18 protein-coding genes are annotated in these 22,616 nt (G+C 70.1%); 7 read left to right on the top strand and 11 right to left on the bottom strand.

Features of this window, described 5'->3' with window-relative positions:
- The first annotated feature begins 549 nt into the window (after positions 1-549).
- A complete protein-coding gene (locus tag ABZ070_RS13465; protein WP_356633172.1) occupies positions 550-672 on the top strand; it encodes a hypothetical protein in 123 nt (40 codons plus the stop codon).
- A 164-nt stretch (positions 673-836) separates the two neighbouring features.
- On the opposite strand, the gene ABZ070_RS13460 is transcribed toward ABZ070_RS13465, so the two are convergent.
- The 3 genes from ABZ070_RS13460 to ABZ070_RS13450 form a co-directional block, all read right to left on the bottom strand.
- Positions 837-2,174: an MFS transporter gene (locus tag ABZ070_RS13460; protein ID WP_356633170.1), complete on the bottom strand. Its 1,338-nt coding sequence runs from the start codon at positions 2,172-2,174 to the stop codon at positions 837-839.
- 91 nt (positions 2,175-2,265) lie between these two features.
- A complete protein-coding gene (locus ABZ070_RS13455; RefSeq protein WP_356633168.1) occupies positions 2,266-3,927 on the bottom strand; it encodes an amidohydrolase in 1,662 nt (553 codons plus the stop codon).
- 195 nt (positions 3,928-4,122) lie between these two features.
- Positions 4,123-5,034, bottom strand: a complete 912-nt coding sequence (locus ABZ070_RS13450) for an Lrp/AsnC family transcriptional regulator (protein WP_356633166.1) — start codon at positions 5,032-5,034, stop codon at positions 4,123-4,125.
- Positions 5,035-5,235: 201 nt separating this feature from the next.
- Between ABZ070_RS13450 and ABZ070_RS13445 the strand changes: the two genes are divergently transcribed.
- Entirely contained in the window at positions 5,236-6,294 is a 1,059-nt protein-coding gene (locus ABZ070_RS13445) for a C-terminal binding protein (RefSeq protein ID WP_356633164.1), read from the top strand.
- The gene (locus tag ABZ070_RS13440) at positions 6,291-7,079 is read left to right on the top strand and encodes a class II aldolase/adducin family protein (RefSeq protein ID WP_356633162.1); all 789 of its coding nucleotides are present in this window, start codon (positions 6,291-6,293) and stop codon (positions 7,077-7,079) included. Before ABZ070_RS13445 ends, ABZ070_RS13440 begins: the two co-directional genes overlap by 4 nt.
- Positions 7,080-7,293: 214 nt before the next feature.
- On the opposite strand, the gene ABZ070_RS13435 is transcribed toward ABZ070_RS13440, so the two are convergent.
- Complete coding sequence (locus ABZ070_RS13435; RefSeq protein WP_356633160.1) at positions 7,294-8,364, bottom strand: ATP-dependent DNA ligase; 1,071 nt, start codon at positions 8,362-8,364, stop codon at positions 7,294-7,296.
- A 54-nt stretch (positions 8,365-8,418) separates the two neighbouring features.
- Here ABZ070_RS13435 and ligD point away from each other — a divergent pair, with 54 nt between their 5' ends.
- Positions 8,419-9,441: a non-homologous end-joining DNA ligase gene (gene ligD / locus ABZ070_RS13430; protein ID WP_356633158.1), complete on the top strand. Its 1,023-nt coding sequence runs from the start codon at positions 8,419-8,421 to the stop codon at positions 9,439-9,441.
- Between the two features lie 148 nt (positions 9,442-9,589).
- On the opposite strand, the gene ABZ070_RS13425 is transcribed toward ligD, so the two are convergent.
- Together ABZ070_RS13425 and ABZ070_RS13420 are read right to left on the bottom strand one after the other, a co-directional pair.
- Positions 9,590-11,755 (bottom strand): family 16 glycoside hydrolase, encoded by a 2,166-nt coding sequence (locus ABZ070_RS13425; protein ID WP_356633176.1) that lies wholly within the window; start codon positions 11,753-11,755, stop codon positions 9,590-9,592.
- Positions 11,756-11,808: 53 nt separating this feature from the next.
- Entirely contained in the window at positions 11,809-14,304 is a 2,496-nt protein-coding gene (locus ABZ070_RS13420) for a ThuA domain-containing protein (protein WP_356633156.1), read from the bottom strand.
- Positions 14,305-14,501: 197 nt separating this feature from the next.
- On the opposite strand from ABZ070_RS13420, the gene ABZ070_RS13415 reads away from it, so the two are divergent.
- Positions 14,502-15,497 carry a multicopper oxidase domain-containing protein gene (locus ABZ070_RS13415; protein WP_356633154.1) on the top strand — a complete coding sequence of 332 codons (996 nt, stop codon included), beginning with the start codon at positions 14,502-14,504 and terminating at the stop codon, positions 15,495-15,497.
- Here the strand turns inward: ABZ070_RS13415 and ABZ070_RS13410 are convergent.
- Positions 15,474-16,370, bottom strand: coding sequence for a hypothetical protein (locus tag ABZ070_RS13410; RefSeq protein WP_356633152.1), 897 nt, complete (start codon positions 16,368-16,370; stop codon positions 15,474-15,476). The genes ABZ070_RS13415 and ABZ070_RS13410 overlap by 24 nt on opposite strands.
- 275 nt (positions 16,371-16,645) lie before the next feature.
- Here ABZ070_RS13410 and ABZ070_RS13405 point away from each other — a divergent pair, with 275 nt between their 5' ends.
- Together ABZ070_RS13405 and ABZ070_RS13400 are read left to right on the top strand one after the other, a co-directional pair.
- Entirely contained in the window at positions 16,646-17,443 is a 798-nt protein-coding gene (locus ABZ070_RS13405; protein ID WP_356633150.1) for a VOC family protein, read from the top strand.
- 89 nt (positions 17,444-17,532) lie between these two features.
- Positions 17,533-17,778 (top strand): WhiB family transcriptional regulator, encoded by a 246-nt coding sequence (locus ABZ070_RS13400; protein ID WP_356633148.1) that lies wholly within the window; start codon positions 17,533-17,535, stop codon positions 17,776-17,778.
- 54 nt (positions 17,779-17,832) lie between these two features.
- Here ABZ070_RS13400 and ABZ070_RS13395 read toward each other — a convergent pair whose 3' ends face one another.
- The 4 genes from ABZ070_RS13395 to ABZ070_RS13380 form a co-directional block, all read right to left on the bottom strand.
- The gene (locus ABZ070_RS13395; RefSeq protein WP_356633174.1) at positions 17,833-18,744 is read right to left on the bottom strand and encodes a chitosanase; all 912 of its coding nucleotides are present in this window, start codon (positions 18,742-18,744) and stop codon (positions 17,833-17,835) included.
- Positions 18,745-18,799: 55 nt separating this feature from the next.
- Positions 18,800-19,774, bottom strand: a complete 975-nt coding sequence (locus ABZ070_RS13390; protein WP_356633146.1) for an acyl-ACP desaturase — start codon at positions 19,772-19,774, stop codon at positions 18,800-18,802.
- A gap of 117 nt (positions 19,775-19,891) precedes the next feature.
- On the bottom strand, positions 19,892-20,668 hold the full coding sequence (gene ddaH, locus ABZ070_RS13385; protein ID WP_356633144.1) for a dimethylargininase: 777 nt from the start codon (positions 20,666-20,668) through the stop codon (positions 19,892-19,894).
- Positions 20,669-20,827: 159 nt separating this feature from the next.
- On the bottom strand, positions 20,828-22,471 hold the full coding sequence (locus ABZ070_RS13380) for an ABC-F family ATP-binding cassette domain-containing protein (RefSeq protein WP_356633142.1): 1,644 nt from the start codon (positions 22,469-22,471) through the stop codon (positions 20,828-20,830).
- Positions 22,472-22,616: the final 145 nt, after the last annotated feature.

Raw genomic sequence — 22,616 nt, 5'->3', positions numbered from 1 at the left:
CGCATGGCGCTCCCGGTCTCCACCCGGCTCGCCGCATCCACCCTTCGCATCCTCGCCCGCACGCAACACACCGGCAGTGGAGAGGAGTTCGGCCGCCTGCACGGTGCCGAGTGCGGGCGGAGGGCGTCGTCCGGTCCGGGGCTCCGGCTTGCCGGCTGACGGACGCTGGAATCTCCTCCGCTCGACGCAGCTCCTCCGGACTCGACCCCGACCTGGCCCGCGCACTCGGTGACCAACTCGGCCTGAAAGTAGAGATCGTCGGCATTTCGACTCCAAGCCAGATGATCGACGGGGTCCTGAACCGAGATGACACAAGACTCTTCGATGTGGCCCTGGGCGAGTTTTCCGATGAAGACGAGCAGAAACTTGACCCGATCGAGCCGGCCTTGAAAAACGGCAACTTGGGCGCGTTCGTCACAAGCCTTCCATGGGCCGTCCACACAGCGCGGAACTCCGATGGAAAGTTCCATCTATCGAAAGCTGATCTGACCGAGGACGTCCCCTCGTCATGGCTGTCAACAGCTTTAACCCACGCTATGCGACGCGATCATGAAAGCGCTCGACGCATTGATCAAAAGCGGCGAGTACGGCGAGATGCTCGCCGATCGAGGTCTGCAGGACGGCGCCGTCACTGCCCGAATCATCCGCAGCGCACCGTCGGACTCGTCATGAGCGTTTTGCTCAATCCGCGACCGGGGTCTGCGGTGTCCATGAGACGAAGAGCCGGCGAGCGGGGCACGCAGACTCACCGGAAGGGGCGCGTGCGGTCTGCGGCAGAAAGCCGCAGACCGCACGCCGTATGCCGGCCGATGCCACGCGCCCCGCGCGTCGCCCTGTCAGACTGCGGCCGGCACCGCGGCCCTGTCGGACGCCGGTGATGCCGGGTGGGTGTCCCGCATCCGGCGCAGGAGCGCCGTGCACCAGATGCCGATCGCCGAGATCAGCATCAGCAGTGCGGCGGCCGGCCAGTAGTGGCCTCCGGCCAGCGCCGTCAGCGACACCGCCGCCAGCGGTGCGAACCCGCCGAAGATCATGTTGCAGATCTGGTAGGAGAGCGAGATCCCGGTGTAGCGGACCCGGGGCGCGAAGCCCTCGGCGAGGATCGCGGCGATCGGCCCGTACAGCGCCGACATCGTGAACCGCATCGCCAGCATCATCGCGTAGATCAGGAAGACGCTGCCCGTGCCCATCACGAGGAACTGCGGTACGGAGAGGACGACGACACCGATCAGACCGGCGATCACGACCTTGTGCGCGCCGACCCGGTCGCCCAGCCAGGACAGGCCGGGAGTGACGGCGAGTTCCAAGAAGGCGGCCAGGGTCAGTCCGCCCAGCAGCATGGCCTCGGACAGGCCCAGCTCGCCGGTGCCGTACGTCAGCAAGTAGCTGGTGACGACGTAGTACCCGCCGGTGGCCGTCGCCAGGGCGAAGACGCCCACGAGGACGGTGCGCCAGGAGGTCTGGAACACCTCGACGACCGGGAGCTTGTCCTGCTCCGTCCGCTGGGCACGGATCTCGTCCATGACCGGCGCCTCTTCCAGCTTCAGTCGGATGACGAGGCCGATGACGACGAGCACGGCGGACGCGAGGAACGGCACACGCCAGCCCCAGGTCCTGAACGCCTCGTCACCCCACAGGTGCATCAGGGAGAACGCGCCGGTCGACAGCAGTGCGCCGACCGAGGAGCCCAGCTGGGCGAAGGAGCCGAAGAACGTCGCCCGGCCCTTCGGTGCGTTCTCGACGGCGACCAGCACCGCGCCGCCCCATTCGCCGCCGATGGCGATGCCCTGGATGAGCCGGAGGATGATCAGCAGCGCCGGCGCGAGCGCGCCGACCTGCGCGTAGGTGGGCAGCAGGCCGATCGCGAACGACGCGACACCCATCATGAGGAGGGTGATGACGAGGGTCTTCTTGCGGCCGACGCGGTCGCCTATGTGCCCGAAGACGATGCCGCCGAGCGGGCGGAGGAGGAAGCCGACGGCGAACGTGCCGAACGCGGACAGGGTCTTGAGCAGGGGCGGCATGTCCGCCGGGAAGAAGACGTCGTCGAAGACGATGGCCGCGGCGGTGGCGAAAGCGTAGAAGTCGTACCACTCGATGGACGTTCCGGCGAGTGCGGCGAAGGCGGCTCTCAGCGGGTTCTGCTGCTTCGCTGGCTTGGCTGGCTGGGACACGGGAGCCTCCGGCAGGAGCGGGGAGCGGGGAGCGGGGAGCGGGGAGCGGGGAGCGGGGACGAGGTTCGGGGGAGGGGCGGCGGACGGGGTCTCAGCGACCGGGGGCGGCCCAGGCGCGTGACCCGCCGATCCAGGTCTCACGTACGCCGATCGACGCGAGCTCGGACGGATCGCCGTCCAGCGGGTCGGAGTCGAGGACCACGAAGTCGGCGAGCATGCCGGGCGCGAGCGAACCCACCGAATGCTCCCGGTGCAGGGCGCTCGCCGCGGCGGCGGTGTGGGCGTGCAGTCCGTCGGCCACCGGCAGCCGCAGCGACGTGTCGCCGAGCACGGTGCCGAGGACGGTGCGCCGGGTCGCGGCGGCGGACACGGCCTCCAGCGGCGCGGGCGGTGCGACCGGCGCGTCCGAGGAGAAGACCACGGGGACACCGGCCGGCAGGCAGAGCCCGGCGGGGTTGTAGCGGTGGCCGCGGTCGCCGATCGCGGTGATTGTGCCGTCGCCGGTGCGCAGGTGGTGCTGCGGCTGCATGACCGGTACGACGCCGAGGCCGGCCATGCGGGTGATCTGCTCGTCGGTGGGCAGCCCGCAGTGCTCGATGCGGTGGCGCATGTCGGCGCGCGGGACGTCCGCCTGCGCCTTCTCGACGGCGTCGAGCACCATGCCGATGGCGAACGGCGACTGGGCGTGCGTCGCCGTCTGCAGTCCGGCGGCATGGGCGCGGCGCACGATTTCGGCGTACTCCTCGGCCGAGTGGTAGAGCTGCCCGTGGTGGCAGCAGTCGGCCGCGTAGCCCTCGGGGAAGTAGGCCGTCCAGCCGCCGAGCGTGCCGTCCGCGTAGAACTTCACGCCCTGTACGCGGAAGAGGTCGTCGCCGAAGCCGTGGACGACGCCGAGGTCGAGGGCGGTGTCGAGGAGGGCGGAGGTGAGGTACGCCGAGACGCGCATCCGCAGCGCACCGCTCTCGCGGGCCCGCAGATACGTCTCCATCTCGCGGCGCGAGGCCTGGGCGTCGCCGACCGTGGTCACACCGGCGGCGAGGAAGGTCTCCTGGGCACGCAGCAGGTGGTCGGCCATGATGTCGTCCGGCTCGGAGAGGTGGAAGTTCGGGCCGTGGTTGCCGATCTTCACTCCGCCGGGGCCGGTGAGCCGGTCGCAGGCCGCGTCCCACAGCTGCCCGTCGGGCTCACCGCTCTCGAAGCGGCCGATGGAGCCGCCGTCCGGGTCGGGCGTGCCCGCGGTGATGCCGCACGCGCGCAGCGTGTGGGTGTTGACGACACCGCCGTGGCCGGAGGCGTTCATCACGTACACCTCGCGGTCGGTGGCGATCCGGTCGAGGTCGTGGCAGGTGGGGTGGCGGCGCTCCGCGAGGCGGCGGTGCTCGTACCCGAAGCCGCGTACGGGCACGCCGGCGGGCAGCTCGCGGGCGGCTTCGGACAGCACGGTGACCAGGGTGTCGATGTCGGGGACGCGCTCGGGGCGGCAGTCGACCCAGGCCAAGGCCTGCCCGTACATCACCGGGTGGCAGTGGGCGTCGACGAAACCGGGGTGGACCAGGCCGCCGTCGAGCTCCAGCGTCTCGTCGGCCCGGCCGCCGAGGGCCGCGCGGGCGTCGTCGGCGGTGCCGACGTGCACGATGCGGTCGCCGCGTACGGCGACGGCCTCGGCGCGTGCGGCCGTGCCGGCCGCCGCCACGGCGGCACCGGTCACCAGCAGGGTGCGATCGGCACGGAGATCGGCGGGAGGGTGGTGCATGAGGGTCCTGCTTTCGGCCAAGGGGAACGCCGGGGTCGACGAACGCGACACTCAACGGCTGATTCGTTCGTCTGGACGATAGATAACGAACGACAAGTTGGCCAGGGGGTGGCGAGAATCAATCTTCGGAAGTTCTGGGCTCTCTCGCTTACGGATCGTCCGTTACGGGATGCCGTGAGGTGTCGAACGGTCCGTTCACGGTGCGGCCGTACCGTTCGTTGATCCCATGTCGTAGCGCTCCTTGATCAGCTCCAGGTGCACCCAGCTCTCCACGCCGCGCACCCCCGTGCAAGCCCGCATGTCGTCGAGGGTGGCGCGAACCGCGCCGAGCGACTCCGCGCTGATCGTGCCGACGAGTTCGGCGCGGCCGACGCACGCCGACAGGAACGACACCCGGTCCCAGCCGGCGAGGGTGGCGGCGACCGGCTCGCGCTCCCCGTCGACGCGCACCGCGAAACCGCAGAGGTAGCCGAGGCCCAGCAGCTCGGGCCGGACCAGGGCGAGTACCTTCGCGACGCCGTCCTCCAGCAGGCGCAGGGTGCGCGACCTGGTGGCGCCCGGCGACAGGCCGACCCGCTCGGCCAGATCGGCGAACGGCAGGCGGCCGTCCTGCTCCAGCTCGTCCAGGATCTTCCGGTCCGTGTCGTCCAGCTCGTGCACGCTCGGGTTCTCGGCGAGGAGATAGGGGTCCTTCATGTGCCGGACGCTGATCAGCGGCTCCACGGTGGAGACGCCGGGCAGCGACCGCACCCGCTCGATCGCCCGGTCCAGGGCGTCGAAGCCGTCCGTGCGCAGCTCGGCCATGACGGCCCGCTGCCCGGCGGTGAGCGTGACGAAAGGGGCCTGCGGCATGGCCGCGATCGCCCGTGCCACCGGTTCCGCCGGGCCGTGCGTGTCGATCGACAGGTGCGCGGACGCCGTCAGTCCGCGGATCACCGGGTGGACGACGGCGACGACCCGGACCGCCCCGGAGTCGAGCAGTCGCTGTGCGCGGGCCCGGGTCGCCGGCCGGGACAGACCCACGCGCTGCGCCAGCGTCTCGTAGGTGAGGCGGCCGTCGTTCTGCAGTTCACGGACGACGGCCAGGTCGATGCGGTCCAGATCCACCTGGGTTGATCCCCTCGTGTTCGGCGGCCCCGGCTGCCGTGCGAGCCGGGGTCCGCTGACATTCTCGGGCACCCGCCGCCCGGGCCGGCCCGAAGGTGACCCGCGTCACGGGCGTACGGCTCGGCTGCCTCTGGACAGCGCTGCAAGATGAATCGTACGTTCAGCTCATCAAGAACCGACGAATCATCTGCGGAGGATGGTATGAGGCAGCCCGTGGCCGTCTTCACGGACACCGAGGACCTCGACCCGGAGCCCGGGGTGCGGATGCTCGCCGACGCCGGCTTCGAGGTACGGATCGCCGGCAGCCGCGACCCCGACGTCATTGCCTCGCTCGCCGCGGACGCCGTCGCGCTGATCGTCGGATACGCCCGCGTCGACGCCCCGCTGCTCGACCGCCTGCCCGGCCTGCGGATGATCGCCACCATGTCCGCCGGCTACGACATGATCGACACCGCGGAGGCCGCGCGCCGCGGCCTGTGGGTGGCCAACCTGCCGTCGGCGGCCACCGAGGACGTCGCCGTCCACGCCTTCGCCTGCGCGCTGTCGATGGTCCGCCGCCTCCCGCAGGCCGACGCCGTCGTCAGGACGGGCGGCTGGAACGAGGAGTTCACCGCGGGCGGCCTGCCGCGCCGCGCGAGCGAGCTGACCCTCGGCCTGGTCGGCCTCGGCCGCATCGCCCGGCGGCTCGCGACGATCGCCGCCCCCGTCTTCGGCCGGATCGCCGCCTACGACCCGCACGCCGCGCAGGCCGACTGGCCCGCGGGCGTCGAGCGGTACGACGACCTCGACGCACTGGCCGCCGCCACCGATGTGCTGTCCCTGCACGTACCGCTCACCCCCGCCACGCACGGCATCGCCGGCGCACGGCTGCTCGGCCGGATCCGGCCCGGCGGCCTGCTCGTCAACGTCTCCCGGGGCGAACTCGTCGACACCGCCGCCCTGCTGGACGCCCTCGACAGCGGCCGGCTCGCCGGTGCCGCCCTCGACGTCTTCCCCGTCGAACCGCCGCCCCCGGGCGATCCGCTGCGCGGCCACCCGGACATCCGGCTGTCCCCGCACAGCGCCTACCTCTCCGACACATCGCGCCGCGCCTATGTGTGCAAGCCGGCCGAGAACGTCATCGCCTGGCACCGCACCGGGCGCCCGGTGACCCCGGTCGTCGACCCCACCGCCCACGTCGCCGCCGTCGACCCCACCGCCCCCGTCGCCGCCGCCGACCCCACCGCCCCCGCCGCATCCGCCGAAGGAGCCGCCGTATGACCGCCGTACTCCCCGCCGCCACAGCAGAAACCCCCGCCACGGCCGACGAGGAGCTGCGGCTGCGCCGCGAACTTGCCGCCGTCTACCGGCTGGTGGCCCACTTCCGGATGACGGACCTGATCTTCACCCACATCTCGCTGCGGCTGCCCGGCCCCGACCACCACTTCCTCATCAACCCCTACGGGCTCCTCTTCGAGGAGATCACCGCCTCCAACCTCGTCAAGATCGACCTGTCCGGCGATCCGGTGGAACCGGCGCCGTACCCGGTCAACCCGGCCGGCTTCGTCATCCACAGCGCCATCCACGCGGCACGCGAGGACGCCCGGTGCGTCCTGCACACCCACACCAAGGCGGGTTGCGCCGTGGCCGCCCAGCAGGGCGGGCTGCTGCCGCTGAACCAGATGTCGATGGAGTTCCACAACCGCGTCGGCTACCACGACTACGAGGGCGTCGCCCTCAACCTCGACGAGCAGCGGCGGCTCGTCGCCGACATCGGCACCCACCCGGCGCTGATCCTGCGCAACCACGGCCTGCTGACGGTCGGTGAGAGCGCGGCCCAGGCCTTCCTGCGCATGTACTACCTGGAGAAGGCGTGCGAGATCCAGGTCACCGCGCAGGCGGGCGGCGTGCCACTGGTCGTGCCGCCGGCCGAGGTGTGCGAGTACACCGCGCGGCAGCTCTCCGGGGAGGAGACCGGCGATTTCGAGGACGACGGCGCCTACGACCTGGCATGGGCGGCCATGCTGCGCCTCCTCGACCGGATCGCCCCCGACTACAAGGACTGAGACTCCACGGACCCGCCGGGAAAGCGGCCCGCGACCCGGTCGAGGCGGGAGGCGAAGACGCGCGGGTTCCGGCCCTCTGCCGCGCGCGACCGGGTCGGTCCTGTCCCGGGGGCGAGAGTAGCCGCCGGCACGTGGTTCCCCGGCGGGCGGGGCGCCCGCCCCGTCCCCGTCGCCCGGTGAGAGCGAGGGTCCGGCACCCGGCGACGAGCCGTGCTCAGCGCCCGGAGGGCGACAGCACCTCGGCCAGGTCGTAGCTCACGGGCTCTTCCAGCTGCGCGTACGTGCAGCCGGCGGGCTCCCGGTCCGGCCGCCAGCGCCGGAACTGCGCCGTGTGCCGGAAGCGGTCGCCCTCCATGTGGTCGTAGGCGACCTCGACCACCCGCTCGGGTCGAAGCGCCACCCAGGACAGGTCCTTCTTGCCGGACCAGCGGCTCGGCGCACCGGGCAGCCGGGCGCTCTCGTGAGCGCTCTCCTCCGTCCAGGCCGCCCACGGGTGATCGCCCACCGCGTCCATGCGCAGCGGCTCGAGCTCCTCCACCAGTTCCTCGCGCCGCTTCATCGAGAACGCGGCGCAGACGCCGACGTGCTGCAGCGCGCCGGAGTCGTCGTAGAGGCCGAGCAGCAGTGATCCGACGACCGGTCCGGACTTGTGGAACCGGTAACCGGCGACCACGACATCGGCGGTCCGCTCGTGCTTGACCTTGTACATCACCCGGATGTCCGGCCGGTAGGGCAGGTCCAGCGGCTTGGCGACGACCCCGTCGAGGCCGGCGCCCTCGTAGTGCTCGAACCACTCCTGCGCGACCTGCATATCGGTGGTCGCGGGCGCGAGGTGCACGGGCGGCCGCGCGTTGGCGAGGACCTCGGTGAGCATCGTCCGCCGCGCCCGGAGCGGCGCGTCCAGCAGCGACTCGTCCCCGAGTGCGAGGAGGTCGAAGGCGACGAAGCTCGCGGGTGTCCGCTCGGCGAGCATGCGCACCCGGGAGTCCGCGGGGTGGATGCGCTCGGTGAGCCGGTCGAAGTCCAGCCGCCCTTGGTCGGCGATGACGATCTCTCCATCGACGACGCAGCGGGCCGGCAGGTTGGTCGACAGTTCGACGACCAGCTCCGGGAAGTACCTGGTGAGCGGCTTGCCGGTGCGGGAGCCGATCACCATCTCCTCACCGTCGCGGTGCACGATCGCCCGGAAGCCGTCCCACTTCGCCTCGTACTGCATCCCCGGCGGGATCTTCTTGACGGCCTTGGCCAGCATCGGCTTCACGGGTGGCATCACAGGCAGATCCATGCGTTGATTCTGCCCGATATGCGACATAACCGCCCTCGGCCTACCGTGGCCCACATGGGTGCAGCGGGTGCAGCGGTGGAACTGGAAGCAGGCGGGCGGACCGTACGCGTGTCCAATCCGGACAAGATCTATTTCCCGGAGCGGGGGTTCACCAAGCTGGACGTGGCGCGGTACTACCTGGCCGTCGGGCCGGGGATCGTGCGGGCCCTCCGCGACCGGCCGACGACGCTCGAGCGCTACCCCGAAGGCGTGGAGGGTGAGTCCTTCTTCCAGAAGCGCGTCCCCAAGTACCTGCCCGACTGGATCCCGACCGCGCACATCTCCTTCCCCAGCGGGCGTACCGCCGACGAGATGTGCCCCAACGAGGTCGCCGCCGTGATCTGGGCGGCCAATCTCGGCACGCTGCCGTTCCACCCGTGGCCGGTGCGCAGAGGAGCCGTCGACCACCCCGACGAGCTGCGCATCGACCTCGACCCCCAGCCGGGCACCGACTTCAAGGACGCGGTGGCCGCCGCCCACGAACTGCGGGCCCTGCTGGACGAGTACGGTCTGCGCGGCTGGCCCAAGACGTCCGGCGGCCGTGGCGTTCATGTCTTCGTGCCGATCGAGCCCGACTGGGAGTTCACCGGGGTGCGCCGCGCCGCCATCGCGGTGGGCCGGGAGCTGGAGCGGCGGATGCCGGGACGGGTCACCACGGCGTGGTGGAAGGAGGAACGCGGCGAGCGGATCTTCGTGGACTACAACCAGACCGCCCGCGACCGCACGATCGCCTCGGCCTACTCCGTACGCCCCCACCCTCATGCCCCCGTCTCCGCCCCGCTGCGCTGGGAGGAGCTCGACGACGTGTCACCCCTCGACTTCGACCTGGCCACGATGCCCGGCCGGTTCGCCGAACTCGGCGACGTGCACGCCGACATGGACGACCACGCCTACTCGCTGGAGAGCCTGCTCGAGCTGTCGCGCAAGGACGAACGCGATCACGGCATGGGCGATCTGCCGTACCCGCCCGACTACCCGAAGATGCCGGGAGAGCCGAAGCGCGTCCAGCCGAGCCGCGCCAAGAAGCCCGCGACCTGAGCCACGGTGAGCCACGGCCGGCCGGGCCGATGACGACGAGGGGCCCCCTCCCGGGCAGGAGGGGGCCCTCGCGTGCGAGCAGACGGTCGGAGCTACTGCCGTGACCGGCGATGTTCGCCCGACAGGGCAAAGCTCGCCGGGACGGGCACTAGAGCTCCTTGATCCTGATGTCGCGGTACGAGATGACGTCCGTGGTGCCGTGGACCTGGAGGCCGATGTAGCCGGAGGCGAACCGGCGGCCGTCCGTGCCCGGGTCGTCGGAACGCGGGGGCTCGAAGACCTGGCCGCCGGTGTTGTCGAACTCGTTGATCAGCTTGCCGTTGCGGAAGATCGAGTAGTGCTGACCCTCCACCCGGATCTCGTAGTCGTTCCAGGTGCCCTTCGGCGTCACTCCGGCGCCGGCGAGACCGACGCGGTCGAAACCGTAGATCGAGCCGGACTTGTACATGTCGCCGTCCGGGCGGTCCAGGACCTGGACTTCATGGCCGTACTTGATCGCGACCCACTCCGGACGGGACTCCTCCGGGTTGCCGTGGACGTACGGGAAGCGGACGAAGACACCGCCGTTGGCGTTTCCGGAGCCCGGTGCGTCGTCGCGCCACTGGAGCTTCAGCGAGAAGTCGCCGTACTGCCGCTGCGGGAACCACAGCATGCCCATGCCGGGCACGGTCGTGCTGCTGGTCATGGCCCCGTCCGCGCTCAGCGAGAACCTGCCGCCGCCGACGTGCTGCCACTTGGCGAACGTCTCCTCGGTGCCGTCGAAGAGCTTGCGGTAGCCGTCGGTCTGGCCCGGCTTGCCGATGCCGGACTGCTTGGCCGCGCGGTAGATCTTCCGGTGCTCGCGGGCGTCGATGACCCCCTCCTCGAGCAGCGCGTCGATCACCTCGTCGACGTGCTTGAGGAACAGGGCGTGCGAGGACCAGTCCTTCTCGTCCTCGATCAGCTCGTTGACGGTGCAGCGGCTGCTCGTCATACGGTTCGGGATGCCGGTGTCGACCGTGCCGACGATCACCGTCGCCCGCTCGTCGTACTCGGGGCAGTTGGGTGCGGGGACGCCGCCTCCCTCCACGACGGTGAAGGACAGGGACTTGGCGGTCGAAGTGTTGCCCGCCTTGTCCGTGGCCCGGTAGAGGACCGTGTGGAAACCGACCCGGTCGACCGGCACGGGCTCGGTGTACGCGAGGTACGGCCCGCCGTCGAGCGAGTACTCGACCCTGTCGACGCCGGAGCCGCCGGAGTCCACCGCGACGACGGTCACCGTGGCACTGGTGATGTACGCGCCGTCCGAGTTCTGCTTGCCGGAGACGCCGGCCGTGGTCTGCGGCGGTTCCTTGTCCTCGGCCGGCGGTGCCACGACCGTGAAGTCGACGGACTTCTCCGCGGCGGCGTTGCCCGCCTTGTCGGTCGCCTTGTAGCGGACCTTGTGCGTACCCGTCGCGTTGACCATCACCGGTCCGGTGTACGGCTGCCAGGCGCCGTCACCGAGCGCGTACTCGATGGTGTTGACACCGGAGCCGGCGTCGGACGCGGTGACCGTGACCGTGGCCATGCCCAGGTAGCGGCCCTGCTCGTCCTTGTCGCCGCTGACCGTCGCCGAGGTCTCCGGCGCGGTCGTGTCGTCCGTCGGCGGTGCGGCGACGGCGAAGTCGACCGCCTTCTCCGCCTCGACGTTGCCCGCCTTGTCGTGCGCGCGGTAGCGGATCTTGTGTGTGCCGACCTGGTCGATGACGACGGGCGCCGTGTACGGCTGCCACGGGCCGTCGGCGCCGACCGCGTACTCGATCTTGTCGACGCCCGCGCCCTCGTCGGTGGCCGCCAGGGTGACGGTGGCCTGGCCGACGTAGGCGCCGTCGGCGTTCTTGTCGCCGTCCACCTTCGCCGTCGTGACGGGTGCGGTGGTGTCCTCGCCGCTGCCCGCGGTGACGGTCAGGATGCCCTGCATCGAGCCGTGGCCCGGGATGGTGCAGTGGTAGAAGTAGCGGCCCTCCGTGAGGTTGACCTCGGCGGTGTGCTTGCCGCCCATGTCGTCGTTCGGATTGGCCAGGATGTTGAGGGGGACGTCGTTGTTGAACTCGACGTCCGACACGGAGAACGTCAGCGTGTGCGGCATTCCCGTGGTGTTGCCGGTGGCCGTGCTGTTCTCGAAGACGATCGTCGCGGGGCCCGCCACCGCCGTGGTCGGGAAGGAGAGGTACTTGTCGATGGCGTCACCGGCCTTCCAGGTCAAGACCTGGGCGGCGGCAGTCTGTCCGCCGTCGGCCCGCGCGGTGTCGGTCTTTCCGTAGGCCGCCGCGGACGTCAGTCCGACAATCATCGCCACAGCGGCCAGCAGGGCCGTCCAGAAGCTCGCGGTTCTGTGTCCGAAGGTCACTGCGCCGCCTTCCTCGCCAGTTGGTCCGCGGCCGGGGTCGCCCCGCCGCCCTTGTAGGTCACGCGCCAGAGCGCGGAGTTGGAGTCGGAGGTGAAGAACCCGCGCCCGTAGTCGAGGACGTAGAGCGACCCGTCGGGCGCGAACTTCCAGTCCATGAGGTTGCGGACACCGCCGGAGCCCACCGGGATGATCTTCTTCAGTGATTCGGCGTGCACGGGCAGACCGCCCTTGCCCACGGTCTTCGGATCGGTGAGCACCGCGTGCCGCGGCTGGTCTCCGTCGTAGAAGTCGCCGACGAACCACTTGCCGTCCCAGTACGCCGGCCACTTGACCGCCGAGTCGCTCGCGGCGTCGAAGCGGTAGACCGGGCCGTTCATGGTGGCCTGGCCGCCGCCCTTGAGCCACGGCAGCAGCAGCTTCTGCTCTTCCTGCTTGTAGCTCGGTACACCGTTCGCGTCGCGCGGGTAGTCCACGCCACCGCCCTGCGGCGAGTACCAGATGGTGTTGGGCGTGACGGGCGGCAGGTTCACCAGGCCGTCGTTGTTCGGGGACTCGTTCTTCGGGGCGTCGCAGTCGTACCAGCCGAGCGGCTTGCTCGGGTCGGGCAGGTTGCGGTCGCGGTAGGGCTGGTTGTTCCCCATGCAGTACGGCCAGCCGTGGTTGCCCGCCTTGGTGATGGCGGCGAAGGTGTCGTACTTGGCCGGTCCCCAGGTCGTCGAGGGCGAACCCGCGTCCGGGCCGACCCAGCCCGCGTAGAGGATGTCGGTGGTCTTGTCGACGAAGATGCGTGCCGGGTTGCGCACGCCCATCACATAGATCTCGCCGCGGGTCTTGCCGCCGCCCTCCGCGGTCTCCTCGCCCGTGAAGAGGTTCCCCGCGGGGAGCGTGTAGGTGCCGTCGTCCTCGGGATGGATCCGCAGGATCTTGCCGTTGAGGTTGTTGGTGTTGCCCGCGGTGCGACGCGCGTCGGCGAACGAGACGCCCTTGAAGTTCGGCTCCGGGTTGTTGCCCGAGTAACCGCCGCTGAAGCCGGACGAGTTGTTGTCACCGGTGGCGATGTAGAGGTTCTCCTCGGAGTCCCAGGCCATCCCGCCGCCCGAGTGGCAGCAGCTGTGGATCTGTACCGGCCAGTGCAGCAGCACCTTCTCGCTGGACAGATCGAGCTTGTCGGTCGCCAGGTCCAGAGTGAAGCGGGAAACCCGGCGCTCGGCCATGTGCGTGTCCCGGTTGATCTCCGAATGGGGCGTGTAGTGCAGGTACACCCAGCCGTTGGTCATGAAGTCGGGGTCCAGCTCGATACCGAGCAGCCCTTCCTCGTTCTTGACCAGTTCGTCGCCGCCGCCCTTGTTGCCGAAGACCGTCAGCGCGCCCGCCTTGGTGACCTTCTTGGTCTTCGGGTCGTAGACGTGGATCTCGCCCTGGCCCTTGCCGATGTCCGGGTTGTTCCAGTCGGTCACGACCGGCCGGGACGAGTCGGCGCCGCCGCGCCCGATGTACAGCACCCGCCCGTCGGGGGCGGTGACCAGTCCGTGCGGCTCGCCGATCTGGTCGTTCTGGCCGGGCTGGTTGGGCTGGGTGACCCGTTCGGCGGTGTAGTTGGCGTCGATGGTGGCCTTGCAGTCGGCCTGCGAGAGCCGCGTCGTCCAGGCGAGCGCGCCGCGCAGATGGTCGCGGAAGTCCGTCTCCGCGTAACTGTCGACCGTGCCGCCCATGCCGGTGTAGAAGGAGCGGCCGCCGTCGTAGTCCCGGCACCAGGAGATCGGGTGGTCCCAGCCGTTGCCCTTGGCGGCCGGGGTGAAGGAGCTCTCCTTGACCCGTGCCACGGTGTGCACCTTGCCGGAGGGGTTCTCCGCCCAGTTGAACCACTTGTCGGGCCGCTTCCATTGCAGGGGAAGCGACTTCGTGGCCGGATGCGTGCGGTCGCCGACCTCGACGACGGCCCGCTGGGAGCTGCTCGGCGCCCCGGTCGGCCGGGCGCCGATCAGACCGGTGAACCAGTCCGAGTACGGCTCGGTGCGGGCCGCTTCATGGATGCCGACGAAACCGCCGCCCGCCTCCAGATACGACTCGAGGCCGGCCTCCTGCTCGGGGTCGAGGACATCGCCGCCGCCGGTCAGGAACACCACGGCGTTGAACCTGCCGAGCCGCTTGGCGTTGGTGAAGACCGCCGGGTCGTCGGTGGCCTCCGTCTTGAAGCGGCCTGCTGTCGGGCCGGTCAGCCCGATCGTCTCGATCGCGGCGATGCCGGCGTCGACGGTCGGCGACTCCGCCGTGGAGGAGCCGTGGAAGACGAGCACCCGCACATTCGCGCCACCCGGCGGCGACGGCAGGGACAACGTTGTCGCCGCGGGCTCCGGCGGATAGGGCGCGGCGCTTGCGGCACCGCCGCCCCCGAGCAGGGAAGCGGTCAGGGCGCCGACTCCAAGTGCCGCAGCCAGAAGGCGTGTTCGGGATCTCGGATTTCCGGACCTGTGATGTGGTGCGCGCTGCATGTGGTCACCCACCCCTCTTTGGTCACAACAACAGCCGTTGAAGCTAGACCTCTTTTCGCGGTTCGCCAATAGGTATGACTGCATCACGACGAACTTTGTCCTGGCTGTGGATAAACGAGGAGCGCCCGGCTACCGTGTGGCCGTCCCCGGGGTCAGTTGCGCCCCGTCAATCTCTGCCGACGACTGGAGAGTTCGACATGGACAGACGGAGCTTCAACCGGCGCCTGCTCGCGGGCGGCGCGGCCGCGGCCGCCACGGGCGTGACATCGTTGTCGATCGCTTCCGCCTCCAATGCTGCCCCCGCTGCGGCCAAGGGCGCACCCAAGACTGCCCCGGCGGGCGGTCAGGTACGCCATCTCAAGCTCTACGCAGAGAAGATGGCGGACGGACAGATGGGCTACGGGCTGGAGAAGGGCAAGCCGACGATTCCCGGCCCGCTGATCGAACTCGCCGAAGGCGACACCCTGCACATCGAGTTCGAGAATCTGATGGACGTGCCGGTCAGTCTGCACCCCCACGGGGTCGACTACGACATCGCCAACGATGGCACGAGGATGAGCCGCAGCCACGTCGAACCGGGCGCCACCCGCACCTACACCTGGCGCACGCACACCCCCGGCAACCGCTCCGACGGCACGTGGCGGCCGGGCAGCGCGGGCTATTGGCACTACCACGACCATGTCGTCGGCACCGACCACGGTACGGGCGGCATCCGCAAGGGTCTGTACGGCCCGCTGGTGGTGCGCAGAAAGGGCGACATCCTCCCGGACAAGCAGTTCACCATCGTCTTCAACGACATGACGATCAACAACCGGCCCGCCGCCGACCCGCCCGAGTTCCGTGCCACCGTGGGGGATCGCGTCGAAGTCATCATGATCACCCACGGCGAGTACTACCACACCTTCCATATGCACGGTCACCGTTGGGCGGACAACCGGACCGGCCTGCTCGCCGGCGCCGACGACGTCAGCAGGGTCATCGACAACAAGATCACGGGTCCCGCGGACTCGTTCGGCTTCCAGGTGATCGCGGGCGAACACGTGGGCGCCGGGGCGTGGATGTACCACTGCCACGTCCAGAGCCACTCCGACATGGGCATGGCCGGGCTGTTCCTCGTCGCCAAGCCGGATGGCACGATTCCGGGCTACGAACCGCACCATCCGGAAGGCTCAGGCGAGGGCCATGCCCACTAGGGCCTCTCGGCCGAGCATGCTCAAATCCCACACTTCCCACGCGGTGCACGGCTCGGGCTGCACGTAGATGCGAGGACCGCGGCCGACGACCCGGCGGCGGCCGACGGCCGTGCCGTCCGGCCGGACAAGGGTCGTGGTCGCATACGGCTCGGCGGCGGTGCCGGTGAGCGTGCACAGGACGAGACGGTCGACGTCGTCCTCGTACCCGCCGAAGAGGGCGGCACCGCCGCCGTGCACCGCGAGGGCCCTGGCTCCGGCCACCGGCGTCGAACGCACCGTCACCGACCCGTTCTCGCGGATCTCCAGCAGCGGCCACTCGGTGTACGGGCAGGCCCAGGCAGTGCCCTTGTCCACGTTGAGGGCGTAGCAGTCCGCCACGTACTCGATCCCGGAGGCCGGCTTCATCTCCCACAGGGCCTCGCCCGACGACGACCAGCGGCGCAGGCCGGGCTCGCTGAGCGGATCGCCACCGAACACGCCCTCGTCGAAGTAGCCCACCCACAGGTCCCCGGACTCGTCCGTCAGCAGATGCTCCAACGCGTCACCGACGGCGAAGGACCAGGAGTGCCTGCCCAGCGCGCCGAAGACCTGTACATGGTCGGCGTCGCCGCGTCGGCGGGCATCGGCGACGACAAAGCCGCCGTCGGGCAGAGCGTCCAGCATGGGATGCCGCGCGGTCACGGCGCTGAGGTGGGTCTCCTGGACCTGGCCGTCGTCGACGGTGACGACCAGCGCGTCGTAGGGAGCGCGGGCGGGGCGGTCGCCCAGCAGCCAGTGGGCACGCCCGAACGTGTCCACGGTGCTGTGCAGGATCTCCCGCTGCGCGTACGCGCGCGGCAGCCGGACGTAGGGAACGAGGGACAGGGTCTCCATGTGGTGCTCCTCGGCTGTGGTGTACGTGCGTGGGGACTCGGGCGACAGTCGTCCGGTCCGGCGGCGCGTTGGCCGAGGGAAGGAGCGTCCGGCGGCTACGCGGCATGAGCCTTTCTGGTCGTCATGACCGTGATCCTCCCGGACGACGCGGCCCGGACGCAACGGACTTCGGCGAAGGCCGCGTGGTCGCCGCGCGGCGCGCCGTGCTGCGTGCGCGCGGGGCGGCGAGCAGACTGGGCACGGTCAATTCCGGGGACCGGCCCGTTGGAGGGACCATGCTCACCACCGCGTATGTCACAGGCTCCCCGAACTGGATCGACCTCGGCACGCCCGACCTCGAGGTGGCGAAGGCCTTCTACGGCGGGGTGTTCGGCTGGACCTTCCGGTCGGCCGGGCCGGAAGCGGGCGGCTACGGGATGTTCCAGCTCGACGGCAGGACGGTCGCGGCCGGCATGACCGTGCCCCCGGAGCAGGGCCCACCCAGCTGGAGCGTCTACTTCCGGACTCCGGACGCCGACGCCACCGTCAAGGCGGTCGAACAGCGCGGCGGCACGGTGGTGTTCCAGCCCATGGCGGTCTTCGACCAGGGCCGGATGGTGATCTTCCTCGACCCCGCGGGAGCCGGTTTCGCCGGCTGGGAGCCTGGCCGGAACAAGGGCCTCGACCGCGTCGACGATCCGGGATCGTTGTGCTGGCTCGAGCTCTACACGCCCGAGCCCGACTCGGCCCTCGAGTTCTACGGCGACGTCTTCGGGTGGGAGAACTCGTCCATGCCCATGCCGGACGGCAGCGGCAGCTACACCATGGTCAACCCGGGCGGCGCGGGCGAGGAGGCCATGTTCGCCGGTGTCGTACCGCTGAGCGCCGACCCGCTCGAGGCCGCTGGCGGGCCCTACTGGCTGCCCTACTTCGCCGTCGCCGACTGCGATGCCACCGTGGCCACGGCCCAGGAGCTCGGCGCCGACATCAGGATGGCCCCGGTCGACCTGGAAGGCGTCGGCCGTTTCGCCAAGCTCGGCGATCCGGCGGGCGCCCGGTTCGCCGTGCTGCAGAGCTTCCGGTCGGAGCGCTGAGGGGCGCGACGAGGCACCGGCGGACGCGGGCGGGAATCGTTGATGCTTCATTGACCGGGTGTTTATCCGTGCGCGGCAACGTGTCACGCATGCCGATCAACACCACCACCGAGCAGGAACTCGCCTGGCAGGAGAGCGCTTTGTGCGCCCAGGCGGGCCCCGAGTTCTTCTTCCCGGCCCCGGGCTCGTCCACCCGCGAGGCCAAGCAGCTGTGCGGAGCGTGCGAAGGCAGAGTGGCCTGCCTGGAGTACGCGCTGACGCACGACGAGAGATTCGGCGTCTGGGGCGGCCTCTCTGAGAAGGAACGCCACCGCCTCAAGCGCACCGGCCGCTGACCGCACGGCGGCGCACGACCCGCTGACCGCCCGCCGTCTCAGGACGGCGCCGGCTCACGAGGTGACGCGGAAGGTCTCCCCGTAGACGCGCCACTCCAGCGGGACGTCCAACTCCATGTTCCCGTTCCGCACGAACACCCGCTGAGCGGTGTCGATGCGCGAGGAGTCCCTGGTCTGTTCGGTCCGCTGCCGGCCGATCACGGCACGGCCGGCGTCGAGGAAGGCGTTCAGGTAGGCCTTCTCGTCGCCGCCTTCCGCGGCCGTGTCGGCCTTCGCCATCGCCGCCTCGCGGATGCCGTAGAAGCCCTGCGGGCCTACCCCCGGGCCGTGCAGGACCATCGCGTCGTAGTAGATGAACTGGCCGAGCGTGGACAGGCCGTCCATCTTCGCGAGCCGCACCGCCGGGTCGAAGTAGATCCGGTCGCGCATCGTGTCCTGCGCCGCCCGGAAGGCGGGATCCTCCGCGGCTTCGGCCCAGGCCGCCTCGAAGGGGGCGCCCAGGCCCTCGTGCGAGTCGCTGCCGTCGACCTTGCGCAGGGCAGGGAGGTAGCGGGCCAGCGGGTTGTCCGGGTGTCGCTCGGTGAAGTACTCGGTGAGCTGGAGCATGTCGTTCGTGCCCGAGCAGAAGCCGACGATCCCGGCCGTGTATCCGTTGCCGTCGCCGATGTCCTCTATGGCGCCGTACTGGCCGCGCCAGTCGAGCGTCGAGTTCTCCGCGCTGGCCACCAGCTTGGCGGCGAGCTCCTTCTTGGCGGGGGCGGCGAGCCCCGCCGGCATCGCGTCGATGCGGTCGTCCAGCTCCTGCTGCTCGCCGGGGGAGCCCGCCTTCAGCGGATCGGGCGCCGCGTTCGTCCGGCTGATGCGCAGGCTCGGGTCGTCCTTGGGGCGCTGCGGCTCGCCGCCTCCGCCGAAGTAGACGGAGGCGGCGACGGCTATCGGGGCGCCGATCAGGACGACGCGCGTCAGGGGTTTCACGCCGGACAGCGTACGGTGCCGTCCGGCGGTCCCTCGAGGAGAGGGCTCAGCCCTGCGCGCGCGCCGCCATCCGCGCCTTGCGGGCCGCGAGCTTCTCGTCGAACTTGGTCGCCTCGGAGTTGAGCCCGCCCATGTACAGACCCAGCTCCTCCTGCGCCTTCTGCCCCTCCGGGCCGAGGCCGTCGATGTCCATGACCTTCAGGAAGCGCAGCACCGGCTGGAGGACGTCGTCGTGGTGGATCCGCATGTTGTAGATCTCGCCGATCGCCATCTGCGCGGCGGCCCGCTCGAAGCCCGGCATGCCGTGCCCCGGCATGCGGAAGTTCACGATCACGTCGCGCACGGCCTGCATCGTCAGGTCGGGGGCGAGCTGGAAGGCCGCGCCCAGCAGGTTGCGGTAGAAGACCATGTGAAGGTTCTCGTCGGTGGCGATACGCGCCAGCATCCGGTCGCAGACGGGATCGCCCGACTGGTGTCCGGTGTTGCGGTGCGAGACGCGGGTCGCGAGCTCCTGGAAGGCGACGTACGCAACCGAGTGGAGCATCGAGTGGCGGTTGTCGGACTCGAAACCCTCCGCCATGTGCGCCATCCGGAACTGCTCGAGCTTGTCCGGGTCGACCGCGCGCGAGGTGAGCAGGTAGTCCCGCATCACGATGCCGTGCCGGCCCTCCTCGGCGGTCCAGCGGTGCACCCAGGTGCCCCACGCGCCGTCACGGCCGAAGAGGGTGGCGATCTCGTGGTGGTAGCTGGGGAGGTTGTCCTCGGTGAGCAGGTTCACCACCAGCGCGATCTTGCCGATGTCCGTGACCTTGGACTGCTGGGGCTCCCAGGCCTCGCCGTCCTCGAAGACGCCGGGGAAGTTGCGGCCCTCGGAGAACGGCACGTACTCGTGCGGCATCCAGTCCTTGGCGACCTTGAGATGGCGGTTGAGTTCCGTCTCGACCACCTCTTCCAGCGCGTACAGCAGTCGGGCGTCGGTCCACGCTGCCGAACTGCCGAGGTGGGGAGAAGTGACGGTCACGGGTGCTCCTGGGGGACGGGGAGAGTTACCTACGTAGTCGTAGGTTACGAAACCGTAGGTTAAGCACGCGATAAGCCCCCGGCCAAGCCCGCGACAAAGATGTCCGCTTAACAGCCGTTATGCATGCAGGTCACGCAGGCGAACGGAGAGGCAGGTCACGCACCCTTCGAGCTTCTCGAACTCGGAAATATCGACCGGAACCGGCTCGTAGCCGAGATCCGCGAACAGCTCCGCCGTCTTCGGCGCACTCGCCGCCATCAGCAGTTTCGCGCCGCCGAGCAGCACGACATGGGCCCCTGCCTCCTCCGGGACCGGTAGATGGCGGGGGAAGACCGTCGGCGTGTCGACCAGCGGCGGAAAGCCGACGACCGTCGTGTCGGGCAGGGCCGTGACCGCCGACTTCAGATGGAGCACCTTGCTGACGGGCACGGCCACGACCCGCGCCCCCAGCGGTTCGAAGGCGGCACGCAGCTGCCGTACGCCCTCGGCGTTGGTGCGGCCGCCGCGGCCCACGTACACCGTGTCGCCGACCTTCAGGACGTCCCCGCCCTCGAGCGTGCCCGGCTCCCACACCCAGTTCACCGAGCAGCCGAGCGCCGCCAGGGTCTCCTCGACCGCTGTGGTCTCCGGCCTGCGGGACTCGGCCCCGGGACGGGCGATCAGCGCGACGTTGCGGAACATCACCACGGTGTCCTCGACGAAGACGCTGTCCGGGCAGTCCTCGGCGGGTGCCACCTCGACCGTCTCCCAGCCGTGCTCGCGGAGTGCCGCCGCGTAGGCCTCCCACTGCGTCAGGGCCAGGTCCACATCCACCGGACTGCGCTCGATATGGGTGACCAGCCCCTCGGCGAGGCGAGGGCCGGGGCGGCGGATCAGTGCTTTTCTGCTGGGCACGGAGGCTTCTCCAGACGCGCGCTGTCGGTGTCCGGTCGCGCCCATCATGACCCGCTGCCCCCGCGCGACGGAATCCCCCGTAGGACGGCGGCCGGGCCGGCGGAAACCCGCTCCGGCCGGACCGCCGCCTCGCCGCGCGTGCCACTGCTCCTGTCCCTGTCATCCCATCGGGAACTCTCCCTCCCGAAGCTCTTCCGCGGAGACGTCCCGCAGCTCGCCGTCGAGCAGCAGTCGCCGGGTGATGCCGACCGACTCCAGGAACACCGGATCGTGACTCGCCACGATCAACGCCCCCTGGTACGACTCCAGTGCCGCGGTGAGGCTGCGCACACTCGCCATGTCCAGGTTGTTCGTCGGCTCGTCGAGCATGAGCAACTGCGGCGCCGGTTCCGCGAGGAGCAGCGCGGCGAGAGCCGCACGGAAACGCTCGCCGCCCGACAGTGTCCCGGCCGGCTGGTCGGCCAGCGCACCCCGGAACAGGAATCGCGCCAGCCGCGCCCTGATCTGGTTGTTCGAGGCGCCCGGGGCGAACCGGGCCACGTTCTCCACGACGCTCAGCTCGTCGTCGAGGAGGTCGAGGCGCTGCGGCAGGAAACGCAGCGGTACGTCGGGCACCGCCTCGCCCGCCACCGGTTCCAGCTCGCCGGCGATGGTGCGCAGCAGCGTCGTCTTGCCGGCGCCGTTGCGTCCCACCAGTGCGATCCGCTCCGGTCCGCGTACCTCGAACTCCCCCTTCACCTCTGCCCCGTACTGCAGCCGCAGCTCGCTCAGACGCAGTACGCCACGTCCGGGATGCACCTGGGTGCTGGGCAGTTCGATACGGATCTCGTCGTCGTCGCGGACCGCCTCGACCGCCTCGTCGAGCCGCTCCTTCGCCTCCGCCAGTTTCTCCGTGTGCATGATGCGGTGCTTGCCCGCGGACTCCTGGGCCGCGCGCTTGCGGGACCTCATCACGATCCTGGGCTCCCGCTTGGTGTCGTACATCTTCTGTCCGTACCGCTTGCGGCGGGACAACTTGATGTGGGCGTCGGCGAGTTCGCGCTTCTGGCGCTGCACGTCGGCCTCCGCGACACGCACCATCCTTTCCGCCGCCTCCTGTTCGACCGCGAGGGCCTCCTCGTACGCCGAGTAGTTGCCGCCGTACCAGGCGACCTCGCCGTCGCGCAGATCGGCGATCTGGTCGACAAGTTCGAGCAGTTGGCGGTCGTGGCTGACCACCACCAGCACCCCGGACCAGCGCGCCACCGCGTCGTAGAGGCGCCGGCGCGCGAAGAGGTCGAGGTTGTTGGTCGGCTCGTCGAGCAGCAGCACGCCGGGCCTGGCCAGCAGCAGTGCGGCCAGCCGCAGCAGGACGCCCTCACCGCCCGAGACCTCGCCGATGGTGCGGTCGAGACCGATGTGCCCGAGGCCCAGTTGGTCGAGGGTGGCGTGTGCGCGCTCCTCGACGTCCCAGTCGTCGCCGACCGCGGTGAAGTTCTCCTCGCTCGGGTCCCCGGCCTCGATGGCGTGCAGCGCGGCACGGGTCTTCGCGATGCCCAGGACCTCGTCCACCCGCAGAGCGGTGTTCAGGACCACGTTCTGCGGCAGGTAGCCGACCTCGCCCATGGTGCGGACGGAACCGGCGGACGGTGTGAGATCACCGGCGATCAGGCGCAACAGGGTTGATTTTCCTGACCCGTTGAGCCCGATGAGACCAGTGCGTCCGGGACCGATGGCGAGGTGGAAGTCCTCGAACACAGTGGTGCCGTCCGGCCAGGTGAAGTCGAGCGCGGAGCAGGTGACATACGTGGGGGAAGTAGACATAGGGGCCTCCCGGTTGCTTGGTATGGGGTGGGGCAACGGGTGGAGACACCGAGGCGGGTGCGACAGCCACCGGGAGGGAAAGAGGTCCCGGTCGGGGCAGTGGACGGCATGGGTCGCCGAGGTCGCACACGATGCACACACAGGC

Origin of the sequence: Streptomyces sp. NPDC006283 (assembly GCF_040613325.1) — a bacterium.
GTDB lineage: Bacteria > Actinomycetota > Actinomycetes > Streptomycetales > Streptomycetaceae > Streptomyces.
This window is presented reverse-complemented; position numbering and strand designations above follow the sequence as displayed.

Bases quoted from the DNA above. Each gene is read 5' to 3' on its own strand.
- ABZ070_RS13465 (WP_356633172.1), top strand. From the start codon at position 550: ATGAAAGCGCTCGACGCATTGATCAAAAGCGGCGAGTACGGCGAGATG.
- ABZ070_RS13455 (WP_356633168.1), bottom strand. From the start codon at position 3,927: ATGCACCACCCTCCCGCCGATCTCCGTGCCGATCGCACCCTGCTGGTG.
- ABZ070_RS13445 (WP_356633164.1), top strand. From the start codon at position 5,236: ATGAGGCAGCCCGTGGCCGTCTTCACGGACACCGAGGACCTCGACCCG.
- ABZ070_RS13440 (WP_356633162.1), top strand. From the start codon at position 6,291: ATGACCGCCGTACTCCCCGCCGCCACAGCAGAAACCCCCGCCACGGCC.
- ABZ070_RS13435 (WP_356633160.1), bottom strand. From the start codon at position 8,364: ATGGATCTGCCTGTGATGCCACCCGTGAAGCCGATGCTGGCCAAGGCC.
- ligD (WP_356633158.1), top strand. From the start codon at position 8,419: ATGGGTGCAGCGGGTGCAGCGGTGGAACTGGAAGCAGGCGGGCGGACC.
- ABZ070_RS13425 (WP_356633176.1), bottom strand. From the start codon at position 11,755: ATGATTGTCGGACTGACGTCCGCGGCGGCCTACGGAAAGACCGACACC.
- ABZ070_RS13420 (WP_356633156.1), bottom strand. From the start codon at position 14,304: ATGCAGCGCGCACCACATCACAGGTCCGGAAATCCGAGATCCCGAACA.
- ABZ070_RS13415 (WP_356633154.1), top strand. From the start codon at position 14,502: ATGGACAGACGGAGCTTCAACCGGCGCCTGCTCGCGGGCGGCGCGGCC.
- ABZ070_RS13410 (WP_356633152.1), bottom strand. From the start codon at position 16,370: ATGGAGACCCTGTCCCTCGTTCCCTACGTCCGGCTGCCGCGCGCGTAC.
- ABZ070_RS13405 (WP_356633150.1), top strand. From the start codon at position 16,646: ATGCTCACCACCGCGTATGTCACAGGCTCCCCGAACTGGATCGACCTC.
- ABZ070_RS13400 (WP_356633148.1), top strand. From the start codon at position 17,533: ATGCCGATCAACACCACCACCGAGCAGGAACTCGCCTGGCAGGAGAGC.
- ABZ070_RS13380 (WP_356633142.1), bottom strand. From the start codon at position 22,471: ATGTCTACTTCCCCCACGTATGTCACCTGCTCCGCGCTCGACTTCACC.